This is a genomic window from Salmonella sp. SAL00672 (genome assembly GCF_046552175.1).
Classification (GTDB): domain Bacteria; phylum Pseudomonadota; class Gammaproteobacteria; order Enterobacterales; family Enterobacteriaceae; genus Salmonella; species Salmonella enterica.
The window spans coordinates 462016-478751 of sequence record NZ_JBGDUQ010000001.1 but is presented as its reverse complement, the minus strand read 5'-3'; the positions used below and the strand labels follow the sequence as shown (position 1 = coordinate 478751).

The window sequence follows — 16736 nt, the reverse complement described above, 5'->3', positions numbered from 1 at the left end:
ATATGACTCCTTTATAGCGCGGTGAATTGTGACAACGTCACATCATAGTTCGCCGTCGTGAATAACGCCCGGCCAATCACCAGATGCTGTGCGCCTGCGGCGGCAAGCAGCCGTGCGGCGCGAAGTGTAATACCGCCGTCCGCCCAGCATTCCGCAGCAGGGAAATGCTCTCTGCTCTGGCTCACTTTTTCACACATCGCGGCGATAAATTGCTGTCCGCGCCCGTCGGGTTCGCTGGTCATGATCATCAGCGCATCCAGTTGCAATGCCAGATAACGATAAGGCAATAGCGGCGTTGCCGGGTTAAGCGCCAGTCCTGCTTTCGCCCCGATAGCGCGAATATCCGCCAGAATCTCCGAGGGGTTTTGTACGCTTTCGGCATGAATGAAAATCCAGCCGGGGCGGATAGCTGCAAGCCAGGGTAACCAGCGTTGCGGTGATGAGACCATCAGGTGAAATGAGAGCGGATGGCGAGTGTGTTGTGCGACTGCCTGAATGGTTTTCATACCGAAGGTAATATTGTTGATGAAACTGGTATCTTCGATATCCAGATGCAGCGAGCCGAGAGGCGCATCGTGTAAAGCGGTCAACGCCTCGGCATAGCGCAGCGGATCGGCGGAGGCCAGTGAAGGGTGCAGGATCATCGAAACCTCCATCAGCGCAATGCGGTTAATTGCGCGAAAAGCACGGCGTCATTTGGCGCATCTTGCAGCATCGCGACGCTTTCCGGCGAGTCGAGCCACTGGCTGATGCGTTGAATGGTGCGAATATGTGCTTCGGCATCCGTGGCGCTGGCGCAAAGCAACAGCCAGATGGGATCGCAATCCGCATTGCCGAAAGCGACCGGCGTTGCTAACGTAGTGACGCTGATTTGATTATGGTTAGCGCCTTGCTCTGGTCTGGCATGGGGCAGCGCAATCCCCGGCGCGATAAGATAATATGGCCCCCATTTAAGGGTGTTCTCAATAATACCGTCTAGGTAGCAGGGGGCCGCCGCGCCGAACGTAATCAGCGGACGAACGGCGATATCCAGCGCGTGTCGCCAGTCGCTGGCATGGCGTTGCGCCTGAACCCACTTAACATCATTAATCATCGATCGTTGACTCCTTGCCGGTTCGGGTTACTCTGGAACCGATCCCCGGCGTGTCTTTTGGCGAAGGCGACGGAGATCGGCAGAAGAGTTATCGCTCTCTGCAGGGGATAAGCGTTTTGCTTATCCCCATTTTATTGTCGGATATGGCGTACTTTCTCCATAAACTTCGCCACGCGCGCCTGGTCGACAAAGTTGGCGAAGACGCCGTCTTTTTTAAACGTGGTTGCCGTTACGCATCCGTCGGCAATGCAGAGCTGCTCCTCGACGTTTTCCAGACACACCCCGGTATTCGCCAGCACGACCGTGTCGGGGACGGTCTCTTTTACCCGCTTCAGTATGGCGCTATCCGTGCGAGCGCCCGCCGTCAGCCCCGAGACGCACAGGGCATCGGGGTTATTGTTAAATACGGTCGATTTCGCAATTGAACAGACATCGCGGTTTCCCAGATACACCGCCGCTTCCGGAACGATGTTAAACAACGTTTTCACGTGGCCTGCGCCGATGCGATGCTGATGGCGAATGGTTTCGCCGACATTCGTATCCCAGACGCCAAAATCGCTGGCGTAAGCGCCGGTGAAAATTTCGCGGATAAATTTTGCGTCGGTCGCCATCGCCAAATCAAACGAGGCCACAGGGTCCCACAACACGTTTACCCCAAACGGTACGCGGATTTCACTCATTAACTGACCGATGATTCTTGCCATCGCGGCGGTCGTTTCCGGTCTGACTTTCGTTAAATAAGGCAGACTAAATTCGTTGGAGAACATCACCGCATCCACGCCGCCATTTTGTAGCGCCATTAAATCGTCATGGGCGCGGTCAATTACCCAGTTCATGCCTTTCCTGGTATCGAACCCGGGATCGCCCGGCAACGCCCGTAAATGGCACATGGCGATGACGGCTTTTTCTGTTCCTATTACCTCTTTTAGCCAACTCATTCTGGGTTGCTCCTTATTCCGGTAGTTCACGTTTACGTAAGACAAGTATGATGCTGGCGACAATGCCGACCACAATAACCACGCCAATCATGCCCAGCGACATCAATTCAGATATTGACCAGCCAAACATATTTCCCACCGACAGCGCGGTAATTTGCGCGTTTTCAGCGGCGAAGCTAAAGCCGCCTTTGAGCGCCATATCGGTAAAGTACGGTGCGAACTGGGTGGCGATCAGCAGAACGGTAATCATGACAATGATGCCGCTGAGCAGAGTACGAATCAGATCGCCGCGATGAATAACCGTGGCCATGCAGATAAAAAACGGCGCAACCGGTAAATCAGCCAGCGGCAGGACTTTATTGCCCGGCAGTATGCTCGCCAGAATTAACATGATGGGAATTAACAGCAGTCCAACCGCGATGGTGGTCGGGTGGCCTAACGTCACTGCGGTATCCAGACCGATAAAGACTTCGCGCCCTTTAAAGTGTTTCTGGAAGAACTTACGCGCGCCGTCGGAAATGGGCATTAATCCCTCAACGATAAGGCGAATCATGCGCGGAAACAGCACCATAATCGCCGCCACGGTAATCATTAAGGTTGCGCACCCTTTAAAGCCTTCGCCTGCGGCAAGTCCGAAGATCAGCCCGAGAACAACGCCAATGATCACCGGGTCGCCAACCATCCCATACCGTTTTTGGATCTCCTGAGCATCAATATTGCGTCCTTTCATAAACGGTATTTTTTCGTATATCGCATCCAGCAATACGAACAACGGCACGGAACTGGAGCCATACCCTTGCGGAATAGAAATCCCTTCCAGACCCACAATGTTCTGTACTCGTTTCGCCGTCCAGTCGGCCATTTTCAACGACAAGGCGGCGTGGCAAATCGCGCCCAGTACGCCATAAATCAGACTGCCGGTCATCAACTGGACGACCGTTCCGGTAATGGCGTAGTGCCAGTAGTTATAAATATCAACGTTCATGGTTTTGGTCAGACGAGTCACCAGCATACCGACGTTGAGCAGAAAGATAACGGGAATGATCATCGCGCCGATGGCCGTCGCATAGCCGACGCCGGATGCGGGCCCGGCGCCGACGTCAAACACATGCAGCGTCAGGCCAAAACGCTCAATCATCACTTTAATCGGCGGACTGAGACTGTCGATCGCCATGACGATCACCAGCCCCATGCCGACAAAACCGATGCCGACCGTCACCCCGGCTTTCACCGCCTGTAGCCAGGGAATACGAAAGATTAAGCCGATGATAATCATAATGATGGGCACAAAAACGGTGCCGCCGAGAGACAGGATGTAATCAAACATAATGCCCCCTTTATTGTGTTAACAGCGCCTTGATTTCTTGTTTTAATGCGTCGTCGTTGATGCCTGTCAGCAGGGCGGCGCCGTTGAGCGTCGGGATGCCATAGTCACTGTGCGTACGCATGGACGTTACGATGAGATCCATACCGTTACAGTTCAACGGGATCTCATTCAGACAGCATTGCGCCGTGGTTGCCGCAATGCCTTGCTCCGCAAGAAAGTCCTGCAGTTTTTGTGCAATCATGGTTGATGTCGACATGCCGGTACCACATGCCACAAGGATCTTCTTCATCATGGTCGTGCCTCTTGTGTAGCGCCTGTTTCAGGCTCAATGGGAAACTGTTCTGGCGACATGTTGGCCAGCGCAGTCAGTAAACGGATACAATCAGCCAGGTCGCGCAGGCTGGCGACTTCGGCTGGCGAGTGGGTATAGCGGCAGGGAATAGAAAGACTGGCGCAGGGAATACCGTCCAGTTCAACCTGAATGTAGCCGGTTTCGGTGATGACGCCTGGCGCGACTTCTCGCTGTACGGGAATATTATTTTCGTGCGCGGTGGTCTCCAGCATCCGCAGCAAACGCGGCGGCGTAATCAGTCCCGCCAACGTACCGCGTCCATGATAGTTCAGACAGGTGATGCCGACGCCGTGGTTGACCCGCACATCCGAGTAATCCTGCAGGTCAGGCGTGTCGCAGGAGGGGGTGATATCAATACCAATCGCCAGGTCGGGGCGCACGCGTCGTAAAACGGGAACAATCCCGCGAATATTGAACTCTTCCTGTACCGACGCGACCAGGAACACCGCGATATCGAGCGGTGTGGAGGCGAGAGCCTCGGCGACGCCCAGTAGCGCCGTACACCCCAGTCTGTCATCCAGCGCCTTACTGCATACCAGGTCGTTGCCCAGACAGTGCGGCGGGTTGTAAAGGGTTACTGGCGTCCCCACCTGAATACCCATTCGTTCGGCATCCGCTTTATCTTTTGCGCCGATATCAATCCAGAGTTTATCGAGCGCGGGAGGCTGGGTGCGCTCGTCACCCTTCGCGAAGTGATATGCTTTAATACCGATACAGCCCATGATATCGCCTGAACGTCCGGCAAGCGTCACGACCGAACCGGGCATAGTAATTTGCGCCGGGCCGCCCACGCGTTCAAAACGTAAAAAGCCGGAGGGTTCGATCTTGCGTACCATAAAACCGACTTCATCCATATGCGCAAAAATCATCAGGCGAAGCGCGTCGGATTTGTCGCTGCCATAACGGGCGACGACATTGCCTAAGCGATCCCGCCAGACGTCTTTGGCCTGCTGTTCAAACGCGTGCTGCATAACGTTTGCAATACTGCTTTCATGTCCTGAAATCCCGTTTAGCCGCAGTAAAGAAAAAAGCGTTTCCTGCACAGAAAAGGTCATTGGCGTCTCCGTGGTGATAAAACAATCAGTCGTTGAGCGTTTTATAGGCGGAGAATGGTTGGATAAGTGTGAAATGTGTCACGCGGAAATACGCTAAATATGGCCAATAAAAAATAATGTGATGGCGATACAATAAAAACGCTCATATCACCTGCGGGTTATCGGTAAACCAGGCTATTTATGTGATTACGACCAACAACGAAGAAGGGCAACGCGATGGTGGAAATTATTCCTGTTAGCACGACGCTGGAACTACAAGCGGCAGATGAAAGTCATGTTCCGGCGCTGCACCAACTGGTACTCAAAAACAAAGCGTGGCTACAACAGTCGCTCGACTGGCCGCAATATGTCACGTCGCAGGAGGAAACGCGTAAGCATGTGCAGGGTAATATGCTGTTGCACCAGCGTGGTTACGCCAAAATGTACCTGATTTTCTGCCAGAATGAGATGGCGGGCGTACTCTCATTTAATGTCATTGAACCGGTAAACAAAGCCGCCTATATCGGTTACTGGCTGGATGAGTCCCTCCAGGGACAAGGGATAATGTCGCAATCATTACAGGCGCTGATGACACATTATGCCCGGCGCGGCGATATTCGGCGCTTCGTCATTAAATGCCGCGTTGATAATCAGGCCAGTAACGCAGTCGCACGGCGCAACCATTTTACGCTGGAAGGCTGTATGAAGCAGGCGGAGTATCTTAACGGCGACTATCACGACGTTAATATGTATGCCCGCATTATTGATGCGGATTAAAGGGAACCGACTAAGGGGGTACGCGTAATACGATCCTCGCCATTGATCACTTTTGGGCCGCGCAGGTGAATAGTATTGCCGTCAAAGGCTATCACCGCCGCCCGTCCGCTAATCTCGACCTGGTGCTCAATCAGAATTTCGCCCTGTATACAGGCATGGCCTTCAATCAGCACGCGGTCGTCCAGTAAAATCGGGCCTCCGCGTACCTCAGCATGTCCGCCTACCAGCACATGATGTTTTAACACACAGTTGCCTTCGATTAACGCATGTTCCGCTACCTGCGAGCTGTAGCGAAGGGTAGGGATCGCATCTTCCTCTGTACCGGCGATAACCCGCGCATGGCCATAGACTTTGGCGCAGTCACAGATCCAGACATTATTGTCTTTGTTGCCTTCGATGAGCGCGAAATCAAAGACCTCCGCCCGGTGCTCAATAAAAGCGTGTGTGATAGTGGCGTCGCCATAAAGCTGTACCTGATGGACAATCCGCGAATGGTTCACGGTGGAGTGATCGTAAATTTGTAAAATCTGCGCATGTTCATGCGTTAGTCCCTGAACGGCGAGAATTTCTGACTGGTTTAACACGCGGGCATCGCCATAAATCGCACACTCTCCGCGCACGGAAGAGGACTGGATGGTGACGTTGTCACTTATCCGCGCGCCATCGCTTATATCAGCGCGATCAATCCAGACGTTATCGCCTATTCGCACGTTATTGTAGAGCGTGCATGGCTGCGTGATACGCGCGTTACCCGTAATTTCCGTGCCCGCAAAGGCCATCGCGTTTTCATCATAAATCCAGCAATCCCCCTGTTGTGACAGCACATTATCGGCATCAACCCAGCCGCCGGAGGTTCCGGCTTTAACATCGTTAAAATCCGTTACGGCAATAACTTGTCGTAATAAGACGCTTTTCTTCTCACCGTCTACCTGATAAGTAAAAGCACGAGGTTCTTCACTCAGTCGATATTTGGTCATAGGGAAATTCCGTGTGAACGATTAAGATAACCGTAGCAAAGGTACTGGCGAAACAACCAGAAATTCCATAAAATGCATTTCAAATATACTTTATAAATTAAACAAAATGCGTAATCACAAGCAGAGCGATCGCGTGCTCAATCTGCCTGCGGGCTATTTTGGCATCGTCCTTGGCACTATCGGTATGGGATTCGCCTGGCGTTATGCCAGCCAGATTTGGGGAATAAGCCACTGGCCCGGCGACATCATGGTGATCCTGGCGATGATTATTTGGGCACTCTTGACCCTGGCGTTCCTTAGCCGTCTGGTGCGCTTTCCCCATAGCGTGATGGCTGAAGTGCGACATCCGGTAATGAGCAGTTTTGTCAGCCTGTTTCCCGCCACCACGATGCTGGTCGCGATCGGTTTCGTTCCCTGGTATCGCCCGTTGGCCGTTGCGCTATTCAGCGTGGGGGTCGTCATACAACTGGCGTATGCCGCCTGGCAGACGGCGGGACTTTGGCGCGGAGCGCATCCGGAAGAAGCGACAACCCCAGGACTTTATCTGCCCACGGTAGCGAATAATTTTATCAGCGCTATGGCCTGTGGAGCGCTCGGTTACAATGATGCCGGACTGGTGTTTTTAGGCGCAGGCGTCTTTTCATGGTTAAGTCTGGAGCCGGTTATTTTGCAGCGACTGCGTAGCTGCGGCGAATTACCGGCGGTGCTGCGTACGTCGCTGGGTATCCAACTGGCGCCCGCGCTGGTCGCCTGTAGCGCCTGGCTGAGCGTCAATGGCGGGGAGGGCGACACGCTGGCGAAAATGCTATTCGGCTACGGTCTGTTACAGCTTTTATTTATGCTGCGATTAATGCCTTGGTATTTATCACAACCGTTTAATGCTTCCTTCTGGAGTTTTTCGTTCGGCGTTTCCGCGCTGGCGACCACGGGGTTACATCTTGGTCACGGTAGTGAATCAGGGCTTTTCCATATTCTGGCCGTCCCGCTGTTTATTTTTACTAACGCTATTATCGCTTTATTGCTGGTTCGTACATTTCTATTGCTGGTGCAGGGGACGTTGCTTATTCGCACTGAGCGCGCTGCACTGTTGAAAACGGAGGAAAAAAATGACCGTTCGTGACGAAAATTACTTTACTGAGAAATACGGTTTAACCCGCACGCATTCGGATGTGCTGGCGGCGGCAAAGGTTGTCGCGCCAGGCCGAACGCTGGATTTGGGATGTGGCAATGGCCGTAATAGTCTGTATCTGGCCGCGAACGGTTATGACGTTACCGCGTGGGATAAAAATCCGGCCAGTATGGCTAACCTTGAGCGTATTAAAGCGGCAGAAGGGCTGGATAATCTGCAAACCGACATTGTCGATCTGAATACATTGACCTTTGACGGCGAATACGATTTTATTCTCTCGACAGTAGTTATGATGTTTCTTGAGGCGCAAACCATTCCCGGTTTAATTGCCAATATGCAACGCTGCACAAAACCCGGCGGGTATAATTTGATTGTTGCGGCAATGGATACGCCGGACTTTCCCTGTACGGTGGGATTCCCGTTTGCTTTTAAAGAAGGCGAATTACGCCGCTATTACGAAGGATGGGACATGCTGAAATACAACGAAGATGTCGGCGAGCTTCACCGCACGGACGAAAACGGCAACCGTATCAAACTGCGCTTTGCTACGATGCTGGCGAGAAAAACGGCCTGACCCATGCAAGTTCTGTAAGTCTCGCTGCGTTCGGCATTTTTTTGTCGGGCGCTGCGCTCAAATTGTGCTGTCGTTACCATTTTTAGTGCATCCAGAATGATTTCGTTTTGCTATTATTTCCTTTGCATCATTGCGAAGACTAAAGGGATCGTTTCATGCGTACTCATACTTTATTTAAAGTTGCAGTGCTTACTGGCTTGCTGGCGTTATCTGGCTGTGCGTCCAAAGTCACACAGCCGGATAAGTATTCTGGATTCTTAAAAAATTATTCGGACCTGCAGGAAACTACCTCCGCCACGGGAAAACCGGTGTTGCGCTGGGTAGATCCACATTTCAATGACTCTAACTATGATAGTATTGTTTACAATCCGATAACATACTATCCCGTCCCCAAACCAACGACCCAGGTCGGGCAGCAAGTTCTTGATAAACTGCTGGCTTATACGAACACTAAAGTAAAATCAGCAATTGAACAGCGCAAACCGCTGGTCACGACGCCAGGGCCGCGCAGTTTGATTTTCCGCGGGGCGATTACGGGCGTGGATACCAGCAAAGAAGGGCTGCAATTCTATGAGGTGATCCCTGTAGCGCTGATTGTGGCGGGCACGCAAATGGCGACGGGCCACCGGACCATGGATACCCACCTCTATTTTGAAGGTGAGCTGATAGATGCCGCGACCAACAAGCCGGTCGTCAAGGTAGTACGCCAGGGTGAAGGTAAAGACCTGAGTAACTCCAGTACGCCAATGGCGTTTGAGACGTTGAAACAGGTCGTGGATGATATGGCGACGGATACCTCTATGTTTGACGTTAACAAAAAATAATTCTGCGGCGCCATCGCAAGATGGCGCAAACCCCGGCAGATTAGCGGTCACCATCAGCCAGACAACGATGGGCGGCGCATTCTCGTTAATACTGCGTAGCCTATCCCGCCAGCGATCAACCCCCAGAATGCCGATCCGATGCCCATCAGCGTTAGCCCGCTGGCGGTGACGAGAAATGCGATAACTGCCGCGTCACGCTCACTTTCGTGGGTAAGCGCCTGATACAGGCTACCGCTAATCGTACTTAACAGTGCCAGACCAGCCAGCATTTGCACCCAGCTAACCGGCAGGGCGACCATCAGCGCGGTTATCGAACCGCCAAACCACCCGGCAAGTAAATAAAAAACGCCTGCGGCGGCGGCCGCTAACCAGCGACGCGTTGGATCGGGGTGTGCGTCCGGGCTTTGACAAATGGCGGCTGTAATGGCGGCAATGCAGATAGAATAAACGCCAAATGGCGAAAGCAGCAGCGCCAGCAATCCGGTAAAAATCATTAACGGAGAGACAGGAAGCTGATAGCCAGACGCCTTCATTGTGGCGACGCCGGGGGCGTTTTGCGATGCCATCGTCACCAGGAAGAGCGGCACCGCGACGCTCAGGCTTTGAGCGAATGAAAAGTGGGGGGGAACGAAGGTGGGCCACACCGGCGCGAAATGAATACCGCTCATCGCCACCTTACCCTGGATGAGCGCCACCGTTATTCCCATCACCATGGCAGCAATAACGGCATAGCGGGGCGCGAATACTTTAAAGAGTAGCCACGCCAATAGCATACCGCCGCACATGACAAACTCTCCGTTGAGCGTCCCGAACGCCTGCAGGCCGAAGCGTAGCAGTATTCCCGCCAGCATTGCGGCGGCAAGAGAATGGGGGATTATCCGCATCAAACGCGCAAACAATCCCGTGACGCCGCACAGCACAATCAGGGCATTGGCGACAATGAATATGCCCACGGCGTCTGGCAACGATAATCCCTGAAGCCCTGTCACCAACAGAGCGGCGCCAGGCGTTGACCAGGCGGTTAAAACCGGCGCACGATACCACAAGGTTAACGTTAGTGTGCTTATGCCCATGGCTATACCGAGGGCGGTCATCCAGCCGGCGATCTCTGCGGGTGTTGCGCCAGCGGCAAGCGCCGCCTGCCAGATAATGGCGGCGGAACTTGCATAGCCGACCAGAACGGCGACCAGACCAGATAATACAGTAGGTAACGGCAGTGATAACAGACGCATGATCGCCTCTTGTGCGTTATAACGGTCAGTCAATGTAGCATTGTGCGTTATAGCGTACAAGTGATACGCTATGGCCTTACAGGGGGGGAAAATGGATAACCTGACACACTATCTGGCGACCACGTTAAGAACGTTACGCCATCAGCGAGGCTGGAGTTTATCGCGTCTGGCGGAGATCTCCGGCGTCTCAAAAGCCATGTTGGGGCAGATAGAGCGTAATGAATCCAGTCCGACAGTCGCAACGCTGTGGAAAATTGCGACGGGCCTGAACGTTCCATTCTCAGTGTTTATTTCGCCGCCGCAGGCCGAATTTCCGCCAACCTTCGATCCCCAGCAGCAAGCGATGGTAATTACACCGCTGTTTCCGTGGGACCCTGAACTCTGTTTTGACTATTTTTCCCTATTGCTGGCGCCTGGCGCGTGCAGCGAATCAGCGCCGCATAAAGCCGGCGTTATCGAACATGTGGTGGTGATTCAGGGTCGGCTGGACATGTGTACTGGTGGGGTATGGCAAACCATAGACGCCGGTAAAGGTTTGCGTTTTGCCGGCGATACGGCGCATACCTATCGCAACAGCAGTGACCAGACGGTTCATTTTCACTCGCTGATCCATTACCCGCGTGATTAAGCGGGAAAACTATTTCGTTAGTTTGCGCTTCTGACTACAATGGCCGCCATTTCGCTGCTATTGGATAAGAAAGACTGTATGCGCCAGCAACCTCACTATCTCGAATTGTTAAGTCCGGCCCGTGACGCCGCAATTGCTCGCGAAGCGATTTTGCATGGCGCAGATGCCGTCTACATCGGCGGACCCGGTTTTGGCGCACGTCATAACGCCAGTAACAGTCTGCGCGATATCGCCGATCTGGTTCCGTTTGCTCACCGTTACGGCGCCAGGATTTTTGTCACGCTGAATACTATTCTGCATGATGATGAGCTGGAGCCCGCGCAGCGGTTAATCACCGATTTGTACAACACCGGGGTGGATGCGCTGATTGTGCAGGATATGGGCATTCTGGAACTGGATATCCCGCCGATTGAGCTTCACGCCAGTACACAGTGTGATATTCGCAGCGTGGAAAAAGCGAAGTTTCTTGCCGATGTCGGTTTTTCACAGATTGTACTGGCGCGCGAGCTTAATTTGAGTCAGATAGCGGCTATTCATCAGGCTACTGACGCCACGATTGAGTTCTTCATTCATGGCGCGCTGTGTGTCGCTTATTCTGGGCAGTGTTATATCTCTCATGCGCAAACCGGGCGCAGCGCGAATCGGGGCGACTGTTCGCAAGCCTGTCGCTTACCGTATACGTTAAAAGACGATCAGGGGCGGGTGGTCTCTTACGAAAAACATTTGCTATCGATGAAAGATAACGACCAAACGGCTAACCTCGGCGCGTTGATCGATGCAGGCGTACGTTCCTTCAAGATTGAAGGGCGCTATAAAGACATGAGCTATGTCAAAAACATCACCGCGCATTATCGTCAGATGCTGGACGCGATTATCGAGCAACGTCGCGATCTGGCGCGTGCGTCGGTTGGTCGGACCGAACACTTTTTTGTTCCCTCCACGGAGAAAACTTTCCATCGCGGCAGCACCGACTATTTTGTTAACGCGCGTAAAGGTGATATTGGCGCATTTGATTCACCAAAATTTATTGGCTTGCCGGTAGGCGAGGTGCTGAATGTGGCGAAGGATTATCTCGACGTAGAAGCTACGGAGCCGTTGGCGAATGGCGATGGTCTGAACGTGTTGATTAAGCGTGAAGTGGTGGGTTTTCGCGCCAATACGGTGGAGAAAACCGGTCATAACCGCTACCGCGTTTGGCCAAATGATATGCCTGCCGACCTGCATAAAGTCCGTCCGCATCATCCGTTGAATCGTAATCTGGATCATAACTGGCAGCAAGCGCTGACAAAAACCTCCAGTGAGCGCCGTGTGGCGGTTGATATCATGCTGGGCGGCTGGCAGGAACAGCTTATTCTGACACTGACCAGTGAAGACGGTGTCTGCATCACGCATACGCTTGACGGGGTATTTGAGGAAGCCAACAACTCTGAAAAAGCGTTGAATAACCTAAAAGCCGGACTGGCGAAGCTGGGACAGACGCCTTACTACGCGCGTGATATGCAGGTGACATTACCGGCGGTGTTGTTCGTGCCAAATAGCCTGCTCAATCAGTTCCGTCGGGAGGCGATTGATATGCTTGACGCGGCGCGGCTGGCCCATTATCAACGAGGTCGTCGGAAACCCGTGGCGCAGCCTGCGCCGGTCTATCCGCAAACGCATCTCAGCTTTCTCGCTAATGTCTACAACCACAAAGCACGGGAATTTTATCACCGTTACGGCGTACAATTGATTGATGCGGCCTATGAGGCACATCAGGAGAAGGGCGAGGTACCGGTCATGATCACCAAACACTGCCTGCGTTTTGCGTTCAACCTTTGTCCAAAGCAGGCGAAAGGAAATATTAAGAGCTGGAAAGCCACGCCGATGCAGTTGGTGCATGGCGATGAGGTACTGACGCTAAAATTCGACTGCCGCCCTTGCGAAATGCATGTCATTGGCAAAATTAAAAACCACATCTTAAAAATGCCCCAGCCCGGCAGCGTTGTCGCTTCAGTGAGCCCTGAAGCGCTGATGAAAACGCTGCCGAAGCGCAGGGGCGTTTAATTAACGAAAATAGCTCTCTGGTTTGCGCGATTTCTGCCAGTTGTGGTGCTCGCGCAAGCCTTCCGCGGATTCTTCCGCTGCCGCCCGTAATTCATCGCTGTCGGCTTCGTGTCTAAGCTGGTGCCCTCCCGTCGCAAACCATACGAATGCGTGGTCTTGCTGTTTCGCCAGTAACTGGCCTGAAAACAGCGCACAGGTCAGTAAAACTACTGATAACGTTTTTGTAAGCATCATGCCACCTTCCAGTTACGTCGTGAGGCTATGATGCCAATAATTTCTTTGAGTTATTATTCCACACTTCAAATTAGCGAAAACGGTTTGTCAATAAGTGCGATAAGTTGTATGAGAAAATATATTTATACTGAGTATGTCAATTATAAAAATAACGAGCCAATTCGTTCCATAGTAAATCCATTATTCCCTGGAAGCATATTTTTAAAGGTATTGTATTAGATGGTTTTGGTATTGAATATGCTGGAAGAAAGTTCCTCTCATGGCCTGCTATGTTTAAACGAGCTTACTGAATATGTAGCGCTACAAGTTCATAACAGCCTTTTTTCTGAAGATTTATCTTCACTCGTTGAAACAACAAAAAATGAGGCTCATTACCAGAGTTGACCACACCATAAATAGTATGGATTTACAATCCCCTGGCAATAGTATCTCATTCTTAAACAAACATGAATAAACAATTTGAGTAACTGAGCTTTGTGCATAATTTGGTTCAAATGCTGCATTCTTTAAATTAGTATTCTCAATAACCTTTGCGGCTATTTTGTTTTTGATAGCATCGTCAATAGCTGTTACACCTGCTTGTGCGATGCCCAGATTAATCCTGGAGGAGATGGCGGCTTTTCTTTCCTGTTCCTTCCAGTCACATAAATTACCCTTTTCTGCCATGGCGATAAGCGTCTCTTCTATATTTTTTAGGTCAACGGAAAATGTTATACCGCCGGATAGCGAGAGTTGTAACCGCTCAGGGAACAAGCAACATAGCGGTTCACAAACATAAGTGCTAGCTTTTATATTAATATCAGAATATCTTTTCAGGTGGGCAGACTGAGTATCAACACAGAGCACTGTTCTATTCATTATCTCATAATAGTAGTGATCCTGACGTATCATAATGCATAACGGAATATCTTCGCCATCTTTAATACAGAGATTTGTATACTGACACTCAGCATCTTTATAGTGCTGAAAATGGAAATTTCCTCTGCATGACGGTGATGATAATTCATATAACGCACAAAATAAATCAAATAAACGTTGCGCGTCAGGCGGAGAGGCAACATCACATAATTCCTTTATATATTGATCGGCAGCGGATCTTCGCGTGCTACAGAAAAAATCTTTAATCTTTTCCCATAGTAACGTAAAGAAGGAGCGTTGAGAGATGGCACTTTGAGAAAACATCTCACTCTTTAAAAATCCTCTCCCGATAGTAATTGGCATAATGTAGACCACAAGTGATTATATGATACTTCATTACTGGAATAGGTGGTATTCGAAATATTATCCCATGTTGCCCATCGGTTTGCCTATCGGTGAAACACCTGATTTTTGCTTTGTCCTGAACCGTCAACATTATTGTTCAATTGTTCAAATCGACCCGTAGCTTTAGTCATGCCCACGCCTCCTGGCCATGAAATATGTCAGATAAAACGAATGAAAGTAAAACGGTTTTCTTAATTATCACATCATCATGTACTATGAGTAATGATTAATTACGCGCTATATTATTTTTAGAGAAAGTAAATAGTTGCTCAACCGTGTAGAAATTGTCTTATAAGAAGTTAAACTAAAAGTATTATTAGGCTAACAACAATGAGAGGTTTAGCGGTAGGGCAGAAGGCCAATACTGATAGTGCTTATGATATAAATATCTTACTCTTTAGTTTTTGTCTTAATTATATTTGTTGTAACGATTAGCTGACGGCTTTGTTTCCAGTTGGGCGATAAAATTATAAAAACCTGCGAGGAGGCTCAAAATGAAGAAATCAGATGGTAAAATTCACGAAAAGACAGCATTCTGGGGCATTTTGCAGTCAGAATGGCTAAGGAAATGTGGACGGCTATTATTGCTGTTACTTTACCGTTTCGTTATCGGATGGGCTTTTTTTCAGTTACTTGCCATGATCGTGGCAGGGATATTTTTGTTAGGCATCTTATTATTTCATCCCATAATATTTGTACAGACTATCGCAATTACTGAGAAGTTAAATCATGCTTCGCTTGATTTATGGCATATCCTTAAGTTATGCCTATGGCATTACGGTATCATCGCAGGGTTTATTTTTATGGCGGAGTGTACGTTAAGTAAAAGTATACGGCAGGTTCAGCGCTTGTCCAAAAAATTTGGGGCACAGGATTTTTCTTCACGCCCGTGATCCGCCGCTGCAACCTGCGGTCTTACTGAATAATGGCTATGACCAGCAGACCGAATTATCTCGGTTCGAGGGGGATTCTATGTGTTTGCACAACTGCAGTGAATCGTAATTTCAGTGCATTATCGCCGACAATCGACGTGTTCCTCACTAATTGCCTTCCTGACTATATAGTGGTCTTATCTTTGGCGAAACAATGTTATTTAGTTATGGAAGGCGACAACAACTGTACTACTGATTATCAAATGACCTTTCTGGTCAGGTAGACTCGCCTTTGTGAAAACACATCGTTATCTGTGCTCCTGGGACTCACTCCCTTGCCGCCTTTAAGCAACTCGAATTATTTTGGGTATAGAACAGGAGGCGCAGTGGTCGTATAAGCAAAATATAAACTCTCCGTTTGTGATAAGGCACAGATTACAGGGGGAATGATGTTTATTTTAACCATCTGTTTAAGCGGTGTCCGCTAATCTTTACCTGCTCAAATACATAATCACCCCTGTGACTCTCGCGAGGTGTAACATATGGTAAAATGCGTATCTTCTTTCCTCCTGTTCAGCCTGTTGTCCGTTCAGGCAATGTCAGCTGAAAACCATATTGATCTCCACCAGCCAAAAGACTTTGTCGATATTACTACGGTCGCCCCCGACGTACAGGTAGACATGCGATACTTCAGTTCCCATAACTTTATTGGTCGCCCCATTAAAGGCTATAACGCGCCTGTTTGCCTGTTAACACGACCAGCCGCGAACGCAGTGAAGCAGGTCGCCGATCGTTTACGCCCCTTCGGACTTACCTTAAAAATATATGATTGCTACCGTCCGCAAAGCGCAGTGAACGACTTTATCGCGTGGGCCAAAGATCCTTCTCAAAACCAAATGAAAAACGAATTTTATCCGCAGGTAGAGAAAAATCGTCTGTTTGAGGAAGGTTATCTTGCCGCCAGATCCGGCCACAGTCGGGGAAGTACGCTTGATCTAACGATTGTTCCACTTGACAGTAAAATACCAATATACGATCCCGGACGACCACTGGTGAATTGTACTGCGTCCGCGGCGCAACGCTCGCCAGATAATAGTCTGGATTTTGGTACCGGCTTTGACTGTTTTAGTCCGTTATCCCATCCCGATAATGTCATACTTACCGCTCAGCAACGCGCAAATAGGTTGTTATTACAAACATTGATGCGTGATGCGGGTTTTACGCCACTGGATACTGAATGGTGGCACTTCTCTCTTACTCATGAACCATACCCGAACACTTGGTTTGACTTTCCCGTTAAGCAGAGACCCTGAAACGGCGTTTTGTTGCGAAATCTAATCATTACGCCTGTTGGAAAGCACCATAACAGTTAGCAAATCATTGTTAATTTTAACAACTGATATACACTGCGGTTGCCACCTGCAAGCAGCGCTCAATGA

Annotated in this window: 18 protein-coding genes and 2 pseudogenes; 10 read left to right on the top strand and 10 right to left on the bottom strand. The window is 50.3% G+C overall.

Going from position 1 to position 16736, the window contains the following annotated elements; translation table 11 throughout:
* Positions 1 to 11 precede the first annotated feature (11 nt).
* From ACLJTG_RS02460 to ACLJTG_RS02435, 6 genes are all read right to left on the bottom strand, one after another.
* Positions 12 to 644, bottom strand: a complete 633-nt coding sequence (locus tag ACLJTG_RS02460; protein WP_000600602.1) for a ribulose-phosphate 3 epimerase family protein — start codon at positions 642 to 644, stop codon at positions 12 to 14.
* An 11-nt stretch (positions 645 to 655) separates the two neighbouring features.
* Positions 656 to 1093 carry an SgcA family PTS sugar transporter subunit IIA gene (gene sgcA, locus ACLJTG_RS02455; protein WP_198898138.1) on the bottom strand — a complete coding sequence of 146 codons (438 nt, stop codon included), beginning with the start codon at positions 1091 to 1093 and terminating at the stop codon, positions 656 to 658.
* A 131-nt stretch (positions 1094 to 1224) separates the two neighbouring features.
* A complete protein-coding gene (sgcQ, locus tag ACLJTG_RS02450) occupies positions 1225 to 2031 on the bottom strand; it encodes a BtpA family protein SgcQ (RefSeq protein ID WP_000118615.1) in 807 nt (268 codons plus the stop codon).
* A 13-nt stretch (positions 2032 to 2044) separates the two neighbouring features.
* On the bottom strand, positions 2045 to 3358 hold the full coding sequence (gene sgcC / locus ACLJTG_RS02445; protein ID WP_000460835.1) for a PTS sugar transporter subunit IIC SgcC: 1314 nt from the start codon (positions 3356 to 3358) through the stop codon (positions 2045 to 2047).
* A gap of 10 nt (positions 3359 to 3368) precedes the next feature.
* Positions 3369 to 3650, bottom strand: coding sequence for a PTS sugar transporter subunit IIB SgcB (gene sgcB / locus ACLJTG_RS02440; protein WP_000976132.1), 282 nt, complete (start codon positions 3648 to 3650; stop codon positions 3369 to 3371).
* Positions 3647 to 4765, bottom strand: a complete 1119-nt coding sequence (locus tag ACLJTG_RS02435) for a M42 family metallopeptidase (protein ID WP_000144629.1) — start codon at positions 4763 to 4765, stop codon at positions 3647 to 3649. Before ACLJTG_RS02435 ends, sgcB begins: the two co-directional genes overlap by 4 nt.
* A 216-nt stretch (positions 4766 to 4981) precedes the next feature.
* Between ACLJTG_RS02435 and rimL the strand changes: the two genes are divergently transcribed.
* Positions 4982 to 5521: a 50S ribosomal protein L7/L12-serine acetyltransferase gene (gene rimL, locus ACLJTG_RS02430; RefSeq protein WP_000229298.1), complete on the top strand. Its 540-nt coding sequence runs from the start codon at positions 4982 to 4984 to the stop codon at positions 5519 to 5521.
* On the opposite strand, the gene ydcK is transcribed toward rimL, so the two are convergent.
* Positions 5518 to 6498, bottom strand: a complete 981-nt coding sequence (gene ydcK / locus ACLJTG_RS02425) for a YdcK family protein (RefSeq protein WP_410958881.1) — start codon at positions 6496 to 6498, stop codon at positions 5518 to 5520. The two genes, rimL and ydcK, sit on opposite strands and share 4 nt — an antisense overlap.
* 106 nt (positions 6499 to 6604) lie before the next feature.
* Between ydcK and tehA the strand changes: the two genes are divergently transcribed.
* The 3 genes from tehA (at position 6605) to ACLJTG_RS02410 (ending at position 9025) form a co-directional block, all read left to right on the top strand.
* Entirely contained in the window at positions 6605 to 7618 is a 1014-nt protein-coding gene (tehA, locus tag ACLJTG_RS02420) for a dicarboxylate transporter/tellurite-resistance protein TehA (protein ID WP_001244002.1), read from the top strand.
* Positions 7605 to 8201: a tellurite resistance methyltransferase TehB gene (gene tehB, locus ACLJTG_RS02415; RefSeq protein WP_000218276.1), complete on the top strand. Its 597-nt coding sequence runs from the start codon at positions 7605 to 7607 to the stop codon at positions 8199 to 8201. The genes tehA and tehB overlap by 14 nt, the downstream gene beginning before the upstream one ends.
* Before the next feature lie 155 nt (positions 8202 to 8356).
* Positions 8357 to 9025 carry a DUF3313 domain-containing protein gene (locus ACLJTG_RS02410; protein WP_001259025.1) on the top strand — a complete coding sequence of 223 codons (669 nt, stop codon included), beginning with the start codon at positions 8357 to 8359 and terminating at the stop codon, positions 9023 to 9025.
* A 53-nt stretch (positions 9026 to 9078) separates the two neighbouring features.
* Here ACLJTG_RS02410 and ACLJTG_RS02405 read toward each other — a convergent pair whose 3' ends face one another.
* Entirely contained in the window at positions 9079 to 10257 is a 1179-nt protein-coding gene (locus ACLJTG_RS02405; RefSeq protein WP_064047067.1) for a benzoate/H(+) symporter BenE family transporter, read from the bottom strand.
* A gap of 91 nt (positions 10258 to 10348) precedes the next feature.
* Here ACLJTG_RS02405 and ACLJTG_RS02400 point away from each other — a divergent pair, with 91 nt between their 5' ends.
* Complete coding sequence (locus ACLJTG_RS02400; RefSeq protein WP_023165920.1) at positions 10349 to 10885, top strand: helix-turn-helix domain-containing protein; 537 nt, start codon at positions 10349 to 10351, stop codon at positions 10883 to 10885.
* A 78-nt stretch (positions 10886 to 10963) separates the two neighbouring features.
* A complete protein-coding gene (locus tag ACLJTG_RS02395) occupies positions 10964 to 12928 on the top strand; it encodes a DUF3656 domain-containing U32 family peptidase (RefSeq protein ID WP_198898136.1) in 1965 nt (654 codons plus the stop codon).
* Here the strand turns inward: ACLJTG_RS02395 and ACLJTG_RS02390 are convergent, their stop codons facing one another.
* The gene (locus ACLJTG_RS02390) at positions 12929 to 13159 is read right to left on the bottom strand and encodes a DUF2554 family protein (RefSeq protein WP_000956438.1); all 231 of its coding nucleotides are present in this window, start codon (positions 13157 to 13159) and stop codon (positions 12929 to 12931) included.
* Between the two features lie 228 nt (positions 13160 to 13387).
* Between ACLJTG_RS02390 and sifB (ACLJTG_RS02385) the strand changes: the two are divergent.
* Positions 13388 to 13546: pseudogene (gene sifB, locus ACLJTG_RS02385) on the top strand (SPI-2 type III secretion system effector SifB); the annotation flags it as partial.
* 36 nt (positions 13547 to 13582) lie between these two features.
* Here sifB (ACLJTG_RS02385) and sifB (ACLJTG_RS02380) read toward each other — a convergent pair.
* Positions 13583 to 14383: pseudogene (gene sifB / locus ACLJTG_RS02380) on the bottom strand (SPI-2 type III secretion system effector SifB); the annotation flags it as partial.
* A gap of 536 nt (positions 14384 to 14919) precedes the next feature.
* Between sifB (ACLJTG_RS02380) and ACLJTG_RS02375 the strand changes: the two are divergent.
* From ACLJTG_RS02375 to ACLJTG_RS02365, 3 genes are all read left to right on the top strand, one after another.
* Positions 14920 to 15318 carry a D-alanyl-D-alanine dipeptidase gene (locus ACLJTG_RS02375; protein WP_410958880.1) on the top strand — a complete coding sequence of 133 codons (399 nt, stop codon included), beginning with the start codon at positions 14920 to 14922 and terminating at the stop codon, positions 15316 to 15318.
* Between the two features lie 32 nt (positions 15319 to 15350).
* The gene (locus ACLJTG_RS02370; RefSeq protein WP_001597849.1) at positions 15351 to 15581 is read left to right on the top strand and encodes a hypothetical protein; all 231 of its coding nucleotides are present in this window, start codon (positions 15351 to 15353) and stop codon (positions 15579 to 15581) included.
* A 258-nt stretch (positions 15582 to 15839) separates the two neighbouring features.
* On the top strand, positions 15840 to 16610 hold the full coding sequence (locus ACLJTG_RS02365; protein WP_000237715.1) for a M15 family metallopeptidase: 771 nt from the start codon (positions 15840 to 15842) through the stop codon (positions 16608 to 16610).
* Positions 16611 to 16736: the final 126 nt, after the last annotated feature.

Bases quoted from the DNA above. Each gene is read 5' to 3' on its own strand.
- ACLJTG_RS02460 (WP_000600602.1), bottom strand. From the start codon at position 644: ATGATCCTGCACCCTTCACTGGCCTCCGCCGATCCGCTGCGCTATGCC.
- sgcA (WP_198898138.1), bottom strand. From the start codon at position 1,093: ATGATTAATGATGTTAAGTGGGTTCAGGCGCAACGCCATGCCAGCGAC.
- sgcQ (WP_000118615.1), bottom strand. From the start codon at position 2,031: ATGAGTTGGCTAAAAGAGGTAATAGGAACAGAAAAAGCCGTCATCGCC.
- sgcC (WP_000460835.1), bottom strand. From the start codon at position 3,358: ATGTTTGATTACATCCTGTCTCTCGGCGGCACCGTTTTTGTGCCCATC.
- sgcB (WP_000976132.1), bottom strand. From the start codon at position 3,650: ATGATGAAGAAGATCCTTGTGGCATGTGGTACCGGCATGTCGACATCA.
- ACLJTG_RS02435 (WP_000144629.1), bottom strand. From the start codon at position 4,765: ATGACCTTTTCTGTGCAGGAAACGCTTTTTTCTTTACTGCGGCTAAAC.
- rimL (WP_000229298.1), top strand. From the start codon at position 4,982: ATGGTGGAAATTATTCCTGTTAGCACGACGCTGGAACTACAAGCGGCA.
- ydcK (WP_410958881.1), bottom strand. From the start codon at position 6,498: ATGACCAAATATCGACTGAGTGAAGAACCTCGTGCTTTTACTTATCAG.
- tehA (WP_001244002.1), top strand. From the start codon at position 6,605: ATGCGTAATCACAAGCAGAGCGATCGCGTGCTCAATCTGCCTGCGGGC.
- tehB (WP_000218276.1), top strand. From the start codon at position 7,605: ATGACCGTTCGTGACGAAAATTACTTTACTGAGAAATACGGTTTAACC.
- ACLJTG_RS02410 (WP_001259025.1), top strand. From the start codon at position 8,357: ATGCGTACTCATACTTTATTTAAAGTTGCAGTGCTTACTGGCTTGCTG.
- ACLJTG_RS02405 (WP_064047067.1), bottom strand. From the start codon at position 10,257: ATGCGTCTGTTATCACTGCCGTTACCTACTGTATTATCTGGTCTGGTC.
- ACLJTG_RS02400 (WP_023165920.1), top strand. From the start codon at position 10,349: ATGGATAACCTGACACACTATCTGGCGACCACGTTAAGAACGTTACGC.
- ACLJTG_RS02395 (WP_198898136.1), top strand. From the start codon at position 10,964: ATGCGCCAGCAACCTCACTATCTCGAATTGTTAAGTCCGGCCCGTGAC.
- ACLJTG_RS02390 (WP_000956438.1), bottom strand. From the start codon at position 13,159: ATGCTTACAAAAACGTTATCAGTAGTTTTACTGACCTGTGCGCTGTTT.
- ACLJTG_RS02375 (WP_410958880.1), top strand. From the start codon at position 14,920: ATGAAGAAATCAGATGGTAAAATTCACGAAAAGACAGCATTCTGGGGC.
- ACLJTG_RS02370 (WP_001597849.1), top strand. From the start codon at position 15,351: ATGGCTATGACCAGCAGACCGAATTATCTCGGTTCGAGGGGGATTCTA.
- ACLJTG_RS02365 (WP_000237715.1), top strand. From the start codon at position 15,840: ATGGTAAAATGCGTATCTTCTTTCCTCCTGTTCAGCCTGTTGTCCGTT.